Origin of the sequence: Desulfuromonas sp. TF (assembly GCF_000472285.1) — a bacterium.
In the GTDB taxonomy this organism is placed as follows: Bacteria; Desulfobacterota; Desulfuromonadia; order Desulfuromonadales; family ATBO01; genus ATBO01.
In genome coordinates this window covers 93851-108352 of sequence record NZ_KI421428.1, presented here as the reverse complement: position 1 = coordinate 108352, position 14502 = coordinate 93851, and the positions used below count along the sequence as shown (strand labels likewise).

16 protein-coding genes are annotated in these 14502 nt (G+C 59.0%); 6 read left to right on the top strand and 10 right to left on the bottom strand.

Annotated elements, in window-relative coordinates:
* The first annotated feature begins 104 nt into the window (after positions 1–104).
* Positions 105–404, top strand: coding sequence for a peptidylprolyl isomerase (locus tag DTF_RS0120000; protein WP_226989432.1), 300 nt, complete (start codon positions 105–107; stop codon positions 402–404).
* 74 nt (positions 405–478) lie between these two features.
* On the opposite strand, the gene DTF_RS0119995 is transcribed toward DTF_RS0120000, so the two are convergent.
* Positions 479–1339: a TraB/GumN family protein gene (locus DTF_RS0119995; RefSeq protein WP_027716753.1), complete on the bottom strand. Its 861-nt coding sequence runs from the start codon at positions 1337–1339 to the stop codon at positions 479–481.
* A 397-nt stretch (positions 1340–1736) separates the two neighbouring features.
* On the opposite strand from DTF_RS0119995, the gene DTF_RS0119985 reads away from it, so the two are divergent.
* From DTF_RS0119985 to DTF_RS0119970, 4 genes are all read left to right on the top strand, one after another.
* Complete coding sequence (locus tag DTF_RS0119985; protein WP_027716752.1) at positions 1737–1979, top strand: FeoA family protein; 243 nt, start codon at positions 1737–1739, stop codon at positions 1977–1979.
* Complete coding sequence (feoB, locus tag DTF_RS0119980) at positions 1976–4141, top strand: ferrous iron transport protein B (RefSeq protein WP_027716751.1); 2166 nt, start codon at positions 1976–1978, stop codon at positions 4139–4141. The genes DTF_RS0119985 and feoB overlap by 4 nt, the downstream gene beginning before the upstream one ends.
* 34 nt (positions 4142–4175) lie before the next feature.
* Complete coding sequence (locus DTF_RS24780; RefSeq protein WP_035058367.1) at positions 4176–4364, top strand: FeoB-associated Cys-rich membrane protein; 189 nt, start codon at positions 4176–4178, stop codon at positions 4362–4364.
* A 236-nt stretch (positions 4365–4600) separates the two neighbouring features.
* Positions 4601–4894 (top strand): DUF1540 domain-containing protein, encoded by a 294-nt coding sequence (locus tag DTF_RS0119970; protein WP_027716750.1) that lies wholly within the window; start codon positions 4601–4603, stop codon positions 4892–4894.
* A 164-nt stretch (positions 4895–5058) separates the two neighbouring features.
* Here the strand turns inward: DTF_RS0119970 and DTF_RS0119965 are convergent, their stop codons facing one another.
* Complete coding sequence (locus DTF_RS0119965) at positions 5059–5919, bottom strand: Clp1/GlmU family protein (RefSeq protein WP_027716749.1); 861 nt, start codon at positions 5917–5919, stop codon at positions 5059–5061.
* Positions 5920–5931: 12 nt separating this feature from the next.
* Positions 5932–6474 (bottom strand): archaemetzincin family Zn-dependent metalloprotease, encoded by a 543-nt coding sequence (locus tag DTF_RS0119960; RefSeq protein WP_035058486.1) that lies wholly within the window; start codon positions 6472–6474, stop codon positions 5932–5934.
* Between the two features lie 149 nt (positions 6475–6623).
* On the opposite strand from DTF_RS0119960, the gene DTF_RS0119955 reads away from it, so the two are divergent.
* Positions 6624–7346 carry an MBL fold metallo-hydrolase gene (locus tag DTF_RS0119955; RefSeq protein WP_027716747.1) on the top strand — a complete coding sequence of 241 codons (723 nt, stop codon included), beginning with the start codon at positions 6624–6626 and terminating at the stop codon, positions 7344–7346.
* 156 nt (positions 7347–7502) lie between these two features.
* Here DTF_RS0119955 and DTF_RS0119950 read toward each other — a convergent pair whose 3' ends face one another.
* The 7 genes from DTF_RS0119950 to DTF_RS27480 all read right to left on the bottom strand — a co-directional run.
* Positions 7503–8303: an alpha/beta fold hydrolase gene (locus tag DTF_RS0119950; RefSeq protein ID WP_304412890.1), complete on the bottom strand. Its 801-nt coding sequence runs from the start codon at positions 8301–8303 to the stop codon at positions 7503–7505.
* A gap of 149 nt (positions 8304–8452) precedes the next feature.
* Positions 8453–9823 (bottom strand): sigma-54 dependent transcriptional regulator, encoded by a 1371-nt coding sequence (locus tag DTF_RS0119945; RefSeq protein WP_027716745.1) that lies wholly within the window; start codon positions 9821–9823, stop codon positions 8453–8455.
* A 17-nt stretch (positions 9824–9840) separates the two neighbouring features.
* Positions 9841–11313: an ATP-binding protein gene (locus DTF_RS0119940; RefSeq protein ID WP_027716744.1), complete on the bottom strand. Its 1473-nt coding sequence runs from the start codon at positions 11311–11313 to the stop codon at positions 9841–9843.
* A gap of 83 nt (positions 11314–11396) precedes the next feature.
* Positions 11397–12326 (bottom strand): transketolase family protein, encoded by a 930-nt coding sequence (locus tag DTF_RS0119935; protein WP_027716743.1) that lies wholly within the window; start codon positions 12324–12326, stop codon positions 11397–11399.
* Between the two features lie 159 nt (positions 12327–12485).
* Entirely contained in the window at positions 12486–13313 is an 828-nt protein-coding gene (locus DTF_RS0119930) for a transketolase (protein WP_027716742.1), read from the bottom strand.
* A gap of 35 nt (positions 13314–13348) precedes the next feature.
* On the bottom strand, positions 13349–13831 hold the full coding sequence (locus tag DTF_RS0119925; RefSeq protein ID WP_027716741.1) for a hypothetical protein: 483 nt from the start codon (positions 13829–13831) through the stop codon (positions 13349–13351).
* A 69-nt stretch (positions 13832–13900) separates the two neighbouring features.
* A partial coding sequence (locus DTF_RS27480) for a cobalamin-dependent protein (protein ID WP_035058364.1) occupies positions 13901–14502 on the bottom strand: 602 nt, incomplete at its 5' end.

Here is a 14502-nt window from a genome sequence, read left to right as displayed (position 1 = left end):
TAAACTGCCCCTATAAAACGCCCAGTCGCCAGAGGACGGTTGATCCAAGGGACGGTGGCCTGTTATAGTGGCGGTCACCACAGAGCCAGTCCCACAAAAAAATCTTGAATTGGAGAGAACGAATGGCTAGAGCAACTGCCCGCCACATCCTGGTAGCGACCGAAGCGGAATGCCTGAAGCTGAAAGCTGAAATTGAAGGGGGAGCCGATTTCGCCGAGGTGGCGAAGAAGCACTCCTCCTGCCCTTCCGGCCGTGAGGGCGGCGATCTCGGCTCCTTCGGGCCGGGGCAAATGGTCCGGGAATTCGATCAGGTGGTCTTTTCCGGCGAACTGAACAAAGTCCATGGCCCGGTCAAGACCCAGTTCGGGTACCACCTCCTGGAAATCACCAGCCGTACCGCGTAAAAAGTGAAGGGCATTCCCGACTTGGGAATGCCCTCTTTTTACCAAAAGCTATCAGAGTCCCGTCCCGCCGACCTTTAATCGAGCTGTTTCACCTCATACCCTCTCTTCCTCAGGGATTCGATCAGGCCCTCACTATTGACCAGATGGCCGGCACCCACCAGCACCAGCTCCTTCTCCGGCGTGTGGAGAAACTTCTCGATCCGGGGGAGCCATTTCGCATTCCGGGTGACGAACAGGGTCTGGTAGATCTCCGGAAATTCATTCCGGGTTGACTCCACCAGGAACCGGCTCATTTCCTTCTCGTCCCCTCTTTTCCACGCCCCGATGAGGTCCTCGAAGATCGCGCCCGTCCGGCTGAGTTCGGCGAGGGACTGCTCGATCAGCTCGTCCTCCATCCCCTTACCCAGCACGGCAAGAAAGCCGAGCTGTTCGTCGGTCGTCTCCAGCCCCTCGATCCTCTTCCCGTCTTCCTTCGCCTTGGCGTAGAAGAACTGGTCGACGCCGGCCTGTGTGAAGCCGAGCTTTTGCAGCTCGTAGGCAACGAGGGTCAGGGCAACCATGGCCGGCTTCATCGGGTGCAGAGCCGACACGGGTAGGCCCGTTTGCTCGCAATAGCTCTTCAGCGCCTGATAGGCCTGCGGCGAAAGATCATCGGGGAGCGATCGACCATCCCGGTAGAACAGCTCGGACATCATCTTCTGCTGGAATACCGGATTCTCCAGTTCACCAATATCGGTCTCAAAGACGATCGCCGACGATTGCCGGTAAGCAAGGTCGAATCCGGCCGGCAGAGGGAAATCGCTGTCGCGCAGGACGTGGCAGGTCCCCCCCAGATAGACGACAGAGTCGCCCGACTTCACCTCCCAGACGGGGGATGCGGCCAGGGCGGGGAGGACGAGGAAGAGATTAAGGAGGAGAACGAGTATAAATTTCATGGATTTTTCCTCCTGAAAGAGCAGTACAATCTCCTGTGATCCAAGACGCCTGGCAAGGTTGAGACGTGACTCTCGGACAGTTTCGAGGGTGAGGATACGTGAGAATGGCAGAAAGTCAATCCTGACACCAAACGTCCTCTATCGGCGGGGCTTATCGCCTTTCTGCATCCTCAATTCGTCGACAAGCTGACGCCTCCTGCCCCTGATCTCTTCACACATTCCCCTCCTTTATGCTTGCCTCTCCAGTTCCAAAAGATATATGAAGAACATGCAAGTGAAAACGAATATCACTTTTCCCTTGACTTCGCCAGCCCGCTCGCTATACTGACATCGATTTTCAAAATCGTATCAGATCAATTGAATTTCAGTACATTCTCATACTGAAGGAGTGAAGGTCATGCCAAGTTCTTTACGGACGCTGGGAGTGAACGAAAAAGCCCGCATCACATCGATAGATGCCAGCGGGGAAATCAGCCGGCGGCTCCGCGACATGGGTCTGGTTCCCGGAACCGAGGTGAAGGTGATCGGCCGGGCTCCTCTTAAGGACCCGGTCGCCGTGCGCCTGCGTGATTTCACGCTCACCTTGCGTAACAACGAGGCGGACTGCATCATGATCGAGAAAATGGAGGAAAACAAATGAGCGGCACGGCAACGATCGCCCTGGCGGGAAATCCCAACTCCGGAAAGACGACCCTGTTCAACGCCATCACCGGCGCGCGCCAGCGGGTCGGCAATTATCCCGGCATCACCGTGGAGCGAAAGGAGGGAACGGTCAATGTCGAGGACATGAAAGTCAACATCATCGACCTGCCCGGCTGCTATTCCCTCTCGGCCTATTCGGAGGAGGAACTGGTGGCGCGCAAGGTCCTGGTGGACGAGCGCCCGGACATCGTCGTCGACATCGTCGACGCGACCCGGCTGGAGCGCCACCTCTACCTGGCGGTGCAGTTTTTCGAACTCGGCATCCCCGTCCTCCTCTCTCTCAACATGATGGACGAGGCCAGGAAGCAGGGGCTTCGCATCGACCGCATCCGCCTGTCCAACCTTCTCGGCTGCCCCGTGGTAGAAACCGTCGCCCGCTCAGGCACCGGCAAGAAGGAGCTGATCGAGAAGGCTCTCGCCCACGCCCGGGAAAGGGGAGGCAAATGGGAGCCTCTCGAGATCTCCTACGGCCCCGACCTCGATCCCGCCCTGGCCGAGATGGTCGAGAAGATCGAGGCCACGGACTTCATGACCGAGCGGTACCCGGCCCGCTGGATAGCCCTCAAGTACCTGGAAGCGGACGAGGACGTGATGAAGGCGGGAAAGGCGATCGGCGGCCCCGCCGAGGCGCTCGAGCGGTGCGTCGAGAAAACCCGGGAGCACTGCCGCAAGACCCTCAATACGAGTCCCGATGCGATCATCGCCGACTACCGCTATGGCCTCATCAATTCGATCCTGAAGCAGGACATCATCGTCCACGAAAAGACGCAGCAGGAGCGCATCGATTTCAGTTCCAGACTCGATGACGTGCTGACCAACCGTCTCCTCGGTCCGGCGATCATGATCGGCGTCCTCTACGCCATGTTCCAGATCACCTTTACCGTCGGGGAGATCCCGATGGGGTGGCTGGAGACCTTCTTCGGCTGGCTCGGCGACACGGCTACTGCGATCATTCCCGCAGGGCTCGTGCAGTCGCTGGTGGTCTCGGGAATCATCGACGGCGTCGGCGGCGTCCTGGGATTCGTCCCCCTGATCGCCATCATGTTCCTGATGATCTCCTTCCTCGAGGATTCCGGCTACATGGCACGCGTCGCCTACATGCTCGACCGGGTGCTGCGTATCTTCGGCCTGCACGGCTGCTCGGCCATGCCCTTCATCGTCTCCGGCGGAATCATGGGAGGATGCGCCGTCCCGGGACTGATGGCAACCCGCACCCTGCGCAGTCCCAAGGAGAAGCTGGCGACCCTGCTGACCGCCCCCTTCATGCCCTGCGGCGCCAAGCTGCCCGTCTTCCTCCTGCTGGTGGCGGCGTTCTTCTCCGAGAACGAGGCGCAGGTGATGTTCTCGATCACCCTCTTCGCCTGGGCCATGGCCCTTCTCGTCTCCAAGCTGGTGCGCTCGACCATCATCAAGGGCGATCCCACCCCCTTCGTCATGGAACTGCCCCCCTACCGCATGCCGACCCTCCGGGGCGTGCTGACCCATACCTGGGAGCGGGCCTGGCAGTACATCAAAAAAGCGGGGACGGTGATCCTGGCCGTTTCGATCCTGCTCTGGGCGGCCATGACCTTCCCCGGCCTCTCCGAAGAGGAGGTCGCCGGCTTCGAAGCACAGCGGCAGACAATCGCGGCTTCGGTGCAGACCGAAGAGCAGCAGGAAACGCTGCTGACCGAAATCGACAACCTGCAGGGGCAGGCCGCCCTGCGCCATTCGTTGGCCGGCCGCATCGGGACCATGTTCGAGCCTATCAGCCAGCTGGCCGGATTCGACTGGCGCACCAACATCGCCCTGGTCGGCGGCTTTGCGGCCAAGGAGGTCATCGTTGCGACCTTCGGCACCGCCTATTCCCTGGGAGAAGTCGATCCCGAGGCATCGGATTCCCTGTCCAGGCGGATCGCCTCCGATCCCACCTGGAATAAATTCACCGCCCTCGCCCTGATCGTCTTCGTGCTCCTCTACGCGCCCTGCTTCGTCACCGTGGTGACCATGGCCAAGGAGTCCTCCTGGCGCTGGGCCCTGTTCTCCACCTGCTTCAATACGACCCTCGGCTTCGTCATCGCGGTGGGGGTTTACCAGTTCGGAACTCTGTTCCTGATTTAGCCCTGAATTTCAACCTTTCCGACAGGAGAGCCGTATGGGTTTTCTGGATACGTTCATCACTATCGGCATCGTCGCAGCCGCGATTTTCTACCTCTATCGAAAATTTTCCAAGAGCAAAAGCGGCGGCAGCTGCGGCTGCTCCTCCGATGGCGGCTGCTGCGGCGGAAGTTCCCATGAAGGCTCGTCGAAAACCTGCAACGGATCGATGCATATTAAACATTGACTCCGTGGGGTCTTCGGCTGAACCCCAACCACCTTCGCACTTTCCTCCTCTCCGAAGAAAAGGGCGGCGCCAAAGGCGCCGCCCTTTTCTTTTCTTGTGCTCCTCCATGCCCCTCTTGACTCCCCCGAGCCGGCTTTGGAAAAATTCGCCTCCCCGTCTTGACACCACCCCCCTGGCTGTTAGTTTCATATCTACACGCGACTTCTTTTCAACCAACAAAAAAGGAGGCAATAGACATGGCCATGAAAATGCCCAAAGTAATGGATTGCTCGGTAGCCGACTGCGCCTACAATACCAACAAAGCCTGCCACGCAATGGCGATCACCATCGGGGAAGATCCCGATGAGCCCGTATGCGACACCTTCTTCGAATCATCCACGCACGGCGGGGTCAAGGAAGTGACTGCTGGAGTGGGAGCCTGCAAGTCCTATGAATGCAGCTACAACGAGGATTACGAATGCACGGCTTCCAATATTCACGTCGGAATGAAGGAAGATCAACCGGACTGCCTGACTTTCGAAAGACGTTAGCCGTCCCGCACCGCCTGAGGCGCCCGGCCGGATAAGGACAGGGCTTCAGCCCAAGGGTAAAGTTTTTTGGCCCCGTGATCGCTCCCTCCTGATTGCGGGGCATTTTTTTACCCGCCTCTCCTCGCCGCAATTGACAGAAGGGATCCTTCGTTCTCCGGCGACTGCTATTGGAACTCATTTCCTGTTGCCGGATCGAGCAGAATCGACCCCAGGCGGAGGCCGGCCACCTCCGATAAGTCGTCCAGGGGAGTCAGGATCTCAAGACCTCCCGTCTTTGTCGCCGCTATCGTCCCCAGCGCCAGAGTCAATCCCCTGCCGTCGTGGAAAGCCGCAAGCCGACCCGGGCGACACGTCTCTCCCCCGTAAACCGGAATGTGCGCGGGGTCGATTTGCATAGTCTGGGACTTTTCGAAATAGCGGCGGAACAACAGACGGCGGCGTCCCGCCCGCTCCTCGGCGGATCTTGCCACGACTCCTTGGGCCACTGGAATTTCGTGAAGAGTAAAACGCCGCTCGCGTCGCATAGGAGCCAGAAGATGCTCCAACTCGCCGTCGCGTTGCAGGGCAATGACGGTGTCAGGGCGCAGCAGTTCGATTTTCCACTGCTTCAGCGCGCCGCCTCCGGCGTCCTCCGCCACCAGCCCGGTGGTATCGATGACCACGGCTGCGGCACCCTTCTTCAGGGCCAGTTCGTTCAGAAGCTCAACTCCCACCAGAGTCGGAAGCATGTGCCCGCGCGGCGAGGTGGAGCCGACAAAGAACGTTCCCTGCCGCTGCGGCGGATTGGGGTCAAACTGCTTCAGCACCGCCAGGTTCATGGTCGACGGAACGCCCAGGGTACTCTGGCCGATGTCACCGTCGAGCCATCCCACCTTTGGCTGCCGTCGCAGCAGCTTTTCCACGAGCCAGCGCACCAGGGTGCTCTTTCCCCGGTCGGAGGCGCCGATGACCAGGATGGTCCCGGTCAGGCGTTCCGGCTCGAGAGTCTCCCAGGCGGTGGGTATGCAGATGCGGTCGTCGGTCATCGTCTGTTTTTTTCAAATCAGTTCGGCGCCTGACGGCGGCAGGGCCTCCCGGCAGGAGGGACAGAAATCGGGCGTTTTTCGATCCGTATCGGCCAGGCTGTTGGAAAAGTGCATGACGCAGGATGTCCGCGGGCAATGTCCAAGGCCCTGCAGATGACCCACCTCGTGGACCGCCTCGATAAGAGTCCGGCGCAGGAGGCGTTCCGAAGTCAGGGGGAAACCGAGACGGGGCGCCTGCAGCCTGGCCAGGGAAATGATCGCGCAGCCCGCCCTGGCGTCAGCTTCACCGAAGACGAAATTCAGACCTGGAGCGAAAAGGTCGTCTCCGGTCACCGCCAGCAGGTACTCGCCGTGCTTCCGCAATGGTCTCAGGCGGCGCAGGATGGCCGAAGCACTGTACTGCCGACGGCCGGCGTGAAACTCCTCCGGCAGCACGGTAAAGCCGCCGCCGGGTTGAACGGAGCAGCCGAAAATCGCGCCCAGGGATTCCCTCAGCGGATGCAGGAGCGCGTCATCAACTTCAACGGTCCAGGTGAGCCGAATGGGAGTTTTCATCGTTTTTCCATCGATCCGTCGGATCTGATAGACTTTTACCGTTCCGAAAAGTCTACCTTCTCCTCCGGCCATGAAAAGCCGCGGGCTCCGTTTTGGAAAAGGTCTATGTTTCAACAGGTAAAAAGAGGAAGCCCAGGGCGCTAAAAGGGATGAAACTGACCTTTCTCGGCACAAAGGGAAACATCGAACCCCGAAACGAACGGCACGCCATGCACAGCTCGCTCGCCGTCTCCTATCGGGGGAGTAAGGTCATGATCGATTGCGGCCAGGACTGGCTCGGAAAGCTGGACGAATTGAAGCCCGGGGCCGTCCTCATTACCCACGCCCATCCGGACCACGCCTTCGGCCTCGAGGAGGGAGCCCCCTGCGCGGTGTATGCCACCGCGGAATCATGGGAGCGGATGGAGAGGTTCCCTCTTGCCGATCGGCGAGTGATCAGGGCACGGGTTCCTTTTGAGGTGTCCGGCATCCTCTTCGAGGCGTTTCCGGTGCAGCATTCGATCCGGGCGCCGGCCGTCGGGTACCGCATCGTCGCGCACCGAAGGACGGTGTTCTACGTTCCCGATCTGGTCTATATCCTTGACCGCTCGAAAGCCCTGGCCGGTTGCAGCCTCTATATCGGCGACGGTGCGACGGTCAGCGAATCCATGGTCCGCCGGGCTGGCGATCAGCTCTTCGGCCATACCCCGGTTCGAACACAGCTCACCTGGTGCCGAAAGGAAGGAGTGCCGAAAATGATCGTCACCCATTGCGGCAGCGGCATCGTAACCGGAGAGAACGAAGGAGTGCTGGAACAGATCCAGGAATTCGCCCGCGAGCGCGGAGTTGAGGTGGAAGTGGCGTACGATGGGATGGAAGTGGTCTTGAGATGAATAAAAGCATCTCTCGCCCGCTTCTTGCAGTCGCTAGAGACCGCAGAGGACGCAGAGAAACCATCCAGGGATTGGTTCCCTCGGCGGTCTCTGCGTGCTCTAGTGAGCGGAGCGAACGGGCGAGAGGAAGATTATGATTTCAAGGTATTAGGTCAATCAAGCCCCCCTCAGGTAATCGAGCAGGCAACGGTTGAAGGCTTCGGGATTCTCCAGATTGGCCATGTGTCCCGCTCCGGGGATGATGCAGAGGCGTGCTGCGGGGAGCCCCTGCGCGAGAACCCTCGAGTGCTCCAGGGGGACGGCCCGGTCCCGTTCCGCACCGATCACCAGGGATGGGACGTTGAAATTCCCCAGCAGATCGACATAATCCCTGCGGTCCCGCATTGCCAGCAGCCCCCCTTTCAGACCTTCCGGGGCGGTTGCCTCCATCCACGTTCTCACCCGGGCGATAAGGTCCGGCCGGGTGGAGGGAACATCCGAGGCGAAAAGAATCTCCTCAAAGGCCTCGGTAACGACTTCCGGTCGTCCCTTTGCCACTTCCCGGGCCAGAGAGGTTCGCCGCAGTTTTCCGGGCTCGTCGTCGGCAGCGGCCCTGGTCACCATGAACAAGGCCGCTGCAACCCGCTGCGGATGACGATCGATAAGGTTGAGCAGCACATACCCTCCCATGGACATTCCTCCGATGACGGCCCGCTCGATTCCCAGATGGTCAAGAAGGGCGGCGACGTCATCGGCCAGCAGATCCATCGAAAGGCCGCTGCCGACCGATTCACTCTCTCCGAATCCCCGCAGGTCGCAGGCGATGACCCGATAGCCGGCCGCCGTCAGGGCGGAAACCTGAGGCTCCCACATGCGGCGGCAGAGAGGAAACCCGTGGATCAGGACAACGGGCGGACCAGAGCCGACGTCGTCCCAGGCCATGACAAAACCGTTGATCTTCGCTTTCATCTTTTCCATGGAGCCTCCTGAGTCGCAAATGAATTCAGTCATGATACCATAAATGTTTCTAATCGTGACCCGTCTTTCGCTGATTAAGATCCCATCCCCAAGAAAAAAAGGCGGAGCAAATTTGCCCCGCCTCTGAAAAACCGCCGATGGACAGGCAATCATAAGAATCCGAACTTCTTCATCCGGTAACGGAAGGCGTCGATGCCCAGATTCAACTTCTTGGCCGCCTTCGACTGGTTCCCTTCGGAAACCTCCAGTGACTGGCGTATGAGCTCCCTCTCCACGTCTTCGATATCGATCCCTTCCGGCGGCAGCCGGAGGGAGAGCGGTCCGGTGCCCGGGCCGCCGGTCTTGGCCACCATCTCCTGGGGAAGATGTTCCAGCAGCATAGTCTCTTCATTTTCCAGGATAATGGCACGCTCGATGATGTTTTTCAGTTCGCGGATGTTGCCCGGCCAGTTGTATTCGACCAGAAATTTCTCCGCCATCTTGGATACGCTCTTAACGTTCTTGCCGAATTCCCGATTGAAGTGCGAGATAAAATGCTGAACCAGGGGCATGATATCATCCCGCCGCTCCCGCAGGGGGGGAAGAAAAATGGGAATTACCTGGATGCGGTAATAGAGGTCGTTTCGGAAGGACTTATCCTCGATGGCGGCGAGCAGATCCTTATTGGTGGCGGAGACGATGCGGACGTCGACCTGGACATCCTTGGTTCCTCCCACCCGACGGAAGGAGCGCTCCTCAAGCACGCGCAGCAGCTTGGCCTGCATGCCCGGATCCATGTCGCCGATTTCGTCCAGGAAAATGGTGCCCCCGTCGGCCATCTCGAAGAGGCCTTTCTTCAGCATCTTGGCGTCGGTGAAGGCTCCCTTCTCATGCCCCATCAGTTCGCTCTCGAGCAGTGTTTCGGGAACCGCGGCACAATTGATGGCCATGAAGGGCTTGTCGGCCCGGGAGCTCTCGTAATGGATGGCCTTGGCGATCAGCTCCTTGCCGGTGCCGCTTTCTCCTTGAATCAGAACGGTGCTGGCGTCGCTTCTGGCAACCTTCTCCACCATCGAAAGCACGTTTTTCATATGCCGGCTGACGCCGATTATCTTGGAGATGCCGTAATTGCGGGACTGCTCGGAACGAAGCTGAGCCACTTCTCTTTTGAGCTCGCCGGTCTCCAGGGCCTTTTTAATGACAATGGCCAGCTCGTCCAGGTTGAACGGTTTGTTGATGTAGTCGTAGGCCCCCATGCGCATGGCCTTCACCGCGGTTTCCAGGACTCCCAGAGCCGTGAGCATGATCACGATGATGTCCTCTTCCAGGTCCTTGACCTTTTCCAGGACATCCATGCCGTTCATGCCGGGAAGCTGAATATCCAGAAGCATCAGATCCGGAGTTTCCTCCCTCAGGACCCTCAGGGCATCTTCGCCGGAAGCGGCAGTGGTCACCTCATAGCCTTGTTTTTTGAGACTTTGTTCCAAAGACCAGCGGATGAGTTGTTCGTCGTCGACTACGAGAATCTTATGTTTGCGCACCGTCGTCCTCTTTCCCGTTAAATGGGCCGCCCATCAGCTACGGGCAACTCGATGATGAATGTCGTTCCTTCGCCCAGACGACTTTCGACCTCGATAGTTCCGTGATGCTGCTCCATGAGCTGCCGACAGATGGGGAGCCCGAGCCCCGTTCCCTGGGTTTTGGTCGTATGGAAGGGAACGAAAATTCTATCCAGTTCCTCAGGCGCTATGCCCTTTCCGGTATCCGTGACCAATACCCCGACCCAGTTCCTTCCCCCATGGGCCCGGGCTTCGGTCTGAATGGTCAGCGTGCCGCCGCCCGTCATCACCTGCACGGCATTAATGATGATATTGAGCAGAACCTGCTGAATCTGCTTCTCATCCACCCAGATCGCCGGCAAGTCGCGGGTCAGTTCCGTGTGGTAATGGATGTTTTTGGCCTCCGGATGCTGCGATACAAAGAAGAGGGTCTTCTGCACCAGCGCATTGATGTCCGTAAAGGCAAGTTCCGGCGTGCCCGGCCGACCGAAAAAGAGAAGATCGGTGGCGGTCTTGTCCAGTCGTTTGATCTGTTCGAGCACCTGCCGGACGATTTCCTTGCGTGGATCGGTTTCGGCAAAATCGTCGGCCAGCACGGAAATGGCGCCGCTGATCCCGGCCAGGGGGTTCTTGATCTCGTGGGCGAGACCGGTCGCCATCTCCCCCACCGAGGCCAGGCGATCAGCCCGCTCCATCTGCTGATAATGGCATTGCTGGAGCTCTTGCTTGGCTTTTTCCAGATTGACCACCATGGAATTGAAACTGCTCATCAGACTGCCGACTTCATCCGAATACAGGGGGATGAGGCGCACCGAGAGGTCCCCCTCTTCCACCTGGGCCATTTTGTCGGAGATATTCTGAATGGGACGTTTGACGAAGCGCAGGAGGATAAATGAGACCCCCGCCGACAGCAGTATGATGATTAAAGCAGTGGAGAGCATGAAGGCCAGGGAGGAGTCGCGCAGTTTTCGGGAAGTCTCGGCGAGGGAGAAGTTGAGGTTCAATACGCCGATGACTTTTTGGCCGGCCCCGTGACATAAAAAACAACGCCTGTCCGAGACGATGGGCCTGATGATCCCAAGGACCTCCTCTCCGTTTGCCCGGAATATGCCATCTCGGCGGCCATTCTGGAACAACGCCAGATCATAGGTATTGAGAAGATGGCCGATCTCCTGAGGATGAGCCGATTTAAGGATAGTTCCGTCGGGATGAAAAATGCGGATATTGGTGAGACCCGGACTGCGCCCCACCATCTCCAGAATCTTCTGGACATTCTCGCTGTTGCCGACCCGCATGGAATTAAAGATCGAATTTTCGATGGTGGCCAGCAACAGCTCGGCATTCTCCCGGGTAGCCGAGACAAGATGCTTCTGCTCCCTGCGGATATGGAAAAGCGTAAAGGTCCCGATGACGATCGTCAGCAGGAGGATATTGAGAATGATGACCCGACTGATGAGGCTCTTGAAGAACAACGGACCTCCACTGGCAGGCACAAGGTTCAAGGTTCAAGGTTCAAGGTCCGCCCTTTTACCTTTAACCTTTTTCCTTTCACCTGTTATTTCCTTTTCAACACTCTTTCGGCGGCTTCCACGAGATGGGCGGGAGTGAGCCCGTAGTGGGCCAGCAGTTCTTCGGCGGTTCCGGACTGGCCGAAGACGTCGCGCAGTCCGACGCGTTCCACCGGTACGGGGTACCCCTCGGAAAGAACTTCGCACACCGCCCCCCCAAGGCCCCCGACGACGGAATGCTCTTCGGCCGTGACCACGGCCCCGGTTTCCCGGGCGGCCCTCAGGACCAGATCCACGTCGAGAGGCTTGATGCTCCCGAGATGAACGACGCGGGCGGAAATCCTCTCTTCCGCCAGTATCTCAGCGGCTTCCAGAGCCTGGGCGGTCATCAGTCCGGTGGTAATGAAGGTCATATCGCTCCCCTCCCTGACGGTAGCGCCGCGGCCGATTTCGAAGTCGCAGCCCTGCTCGAAAACCACGGGAACCTTGGAGCGGCCCAGACGGATATAAACGGGCCCCCGGAAGGCGGTGACGGCCCGGATTGCCGCTGCCGTTTCAGGGCCGTCGGCGGGGCACAGCACGGTCATGTTGGGGAGGGCGCGCATGATCGCCAGGTCTTCAATCGACTGATGAGAACCGCCGTCCTCGCCGACCGTGATTCCGCCGTGGGTGGCCACTATTTTGACGTTCATTTTCGGATAGGCCAGGGACTGGCGGATCTGTTCGAAGGCCCGGCCCGCGGCGAAAACGGCAAAGGTCGAAGCGAAAGGGATCATCCCCCCCGCAGCAAGCCCCGCCGCCATTCCGACCATGTTCGCCTCGGCGATGCCGGCATTGAAGAACCGTTCGGGGAACTCTCTGGCGAACAGTCCGGTCTTGGTCGATCCGGAGAGGTCCGCATCCAGAGCCACCACTTTTGAATTCTCCCGGCCCAGCTCGACCAGCACCTTGCCGTAGGCGTCTCGTGTCGCAATCATTTTTTAAAACCTCGTCATTGGTCCTTGGTCATTTGTCATTGGCAAACGCGAAAACCCATGAAAATGATCAAAGGAGTAAATTTCGGATGCTTTGTCCCTGATTTGCCCTTGGTTAAAGCCTTTACAAATGACCAATGACAAAGGACAAAGGACGATTTTTCACGAATGCCCCAGGTGCTCCAGGGCCTGACCGAGCTCTTCATCGCTTGGCGGAACCCCGTGATAGCTGGCCTTGTGCTCGAAGAAGGGGACACCCTTTCCTTTGACGGTGCGGGCAATGATCATGGTCGGCTGACCTTCGGTTCGCTCGGCATCGTCAAGAGCCCGACAGATCGCCTGGATGTCATGCCCGTCCACCTCCAGGACATGCCAGTTGTAGGCGAGAAACTTGGGACCCAGAGGCCCGACGTTCATCACCTTCTCGACCTCGCCGTCGATCTGGAGGCCGTTCTGGTCGAGAATGACGCAAAGACTGTCCAGATGGTAGTGGGCGGCGGCCATGGCGGCCTCCCAGATCTGCCCCTCCTGCACTTCTCCGTCGCCAAGCACGCAGTAGGTCCGGGAACTTTTGCCCGAGAGGCGGGCGGCCAGGGCAAGTCCCACGGCCTGTGAGAGCCCCTGGCCAAGTGAGCCGGTGCAGACCTCCACTCCGGGGGTCTTGTTCATATCGGGATGACCCTGCAGGTGGCTGCCCAGCCGACGCAGAGTCTTGAGGTCGTCGCGGGAGAAGTATCCGGCTTCGGCAAGACAGGCGTAAAGGGCCGGCGCCGCATGCCCCTTGGAGAGGACGAACCTGTCCCTTTCCTCCCAGGCAGGATTGCTCGGGTCATGGCGCATCTTGTGAAAGTAGAGGACCGTCAATACGTCGATGGCCGAGAGGCTGCCGCCCGTGTGCCCTGATTTAGCGGCATTGAGCATCTTGAGAATTTCAATGCGCAGGTGCCGGGCGGTCTGCTCAAGCTCCCGGATCGTCTGTTCAGTCAGCATGCTGCAGGTACTCCTTGTAAATTTTTTCAGTAACCTCAGATATCTTTATCGTCGTCATCCCCGACCAGGTAGGAGAGAATGATTTCGTCCAGACTGGATTCAAAAGCTGCTTTCCTGCGTGGCTCGGAGGCCGCGGCGGGGGAAGAGGCGGCGGGTTTGATCGGCGCCTCCTTTGCTGGCGGCGCCGATGGGGGCTCGGGAGCAGGGACTGTCGCCGCTTCGGCAGCCTTTTCCGGTGCAACTGCGCCGGCTTTTCTGCTCTCGATGAGAGCGTCGAATTCTCCGCTCTTGAGCCTGCGCAACATCTCCTTGTGCTGCTCTTTCATCAACTCTTCGACGACCTGATCCAGGTTGTCGATCTTGCAGATGTCGGCGTAGGAGGTCTTCCTGGAGGCGAGAATGTTTCCGCCTTTATAGAGGAGGGTTATGATGTGAGGGCTCTTTCGGCCGCTGTCCTCGGTCTGGACGTGGTATATTTCGCCTTTATAGCGAAAATTGTGATTGAATCCGACAACCATGTCCAACTCTCGGGAAAAATGTACAACGGCCGCTATTGTTAGCACACTTCCGCCAAACGGCGCAAGCACCTATTCCGTCTTTTGGCGGAACATCTCCTTCACCTTGGCCACCGCTTCCAGGGCGTCGGCGGCGTACAGGTCGGCGCCGATGGAATCGGCGTATTCCTGATTGACCACCGCCCCTCCGACCATGGTGAAGACCTTGATTCCGGCCTCCCTGAGCCGTGCAATTGTTATCTCCATCTGGTTAAGCGTCGTGGTCATCAGGGCCGAGAGTCCTACGGCGTCGACCTCGCGCGCCCTGGCCTCCTCAATGATGCGCGAAGCCGGCACGTTCTTCCCCAGATCGATTACCTCGAAACCGTGGTTCTCCAGGAGGATGCAGACGATGTTCTTGCCGATGTCGTGAATATCCCCCTCCACGGTGGCCATGAGGATCCTGCCCAGCCTGGCGGCAGTCTCCCCCTGCATCTCCTCCTTGAGTCGGGCGAAGGCAGCCTGCATGGTTTCGGCCGAAAGCATGACCTGGGGCAGAAAGACGCGGTTGCTGCCGAAGCGGCGGCCGACCTCTTCCAGGCCGGGGAGGAGCCCTTCGTTGCCGACCTCCATGGCCGAAAGGCCTTCACCCAGCGCCTCCTCCACCAGAGCGACGATCCCGTCCCCGTCCCCTT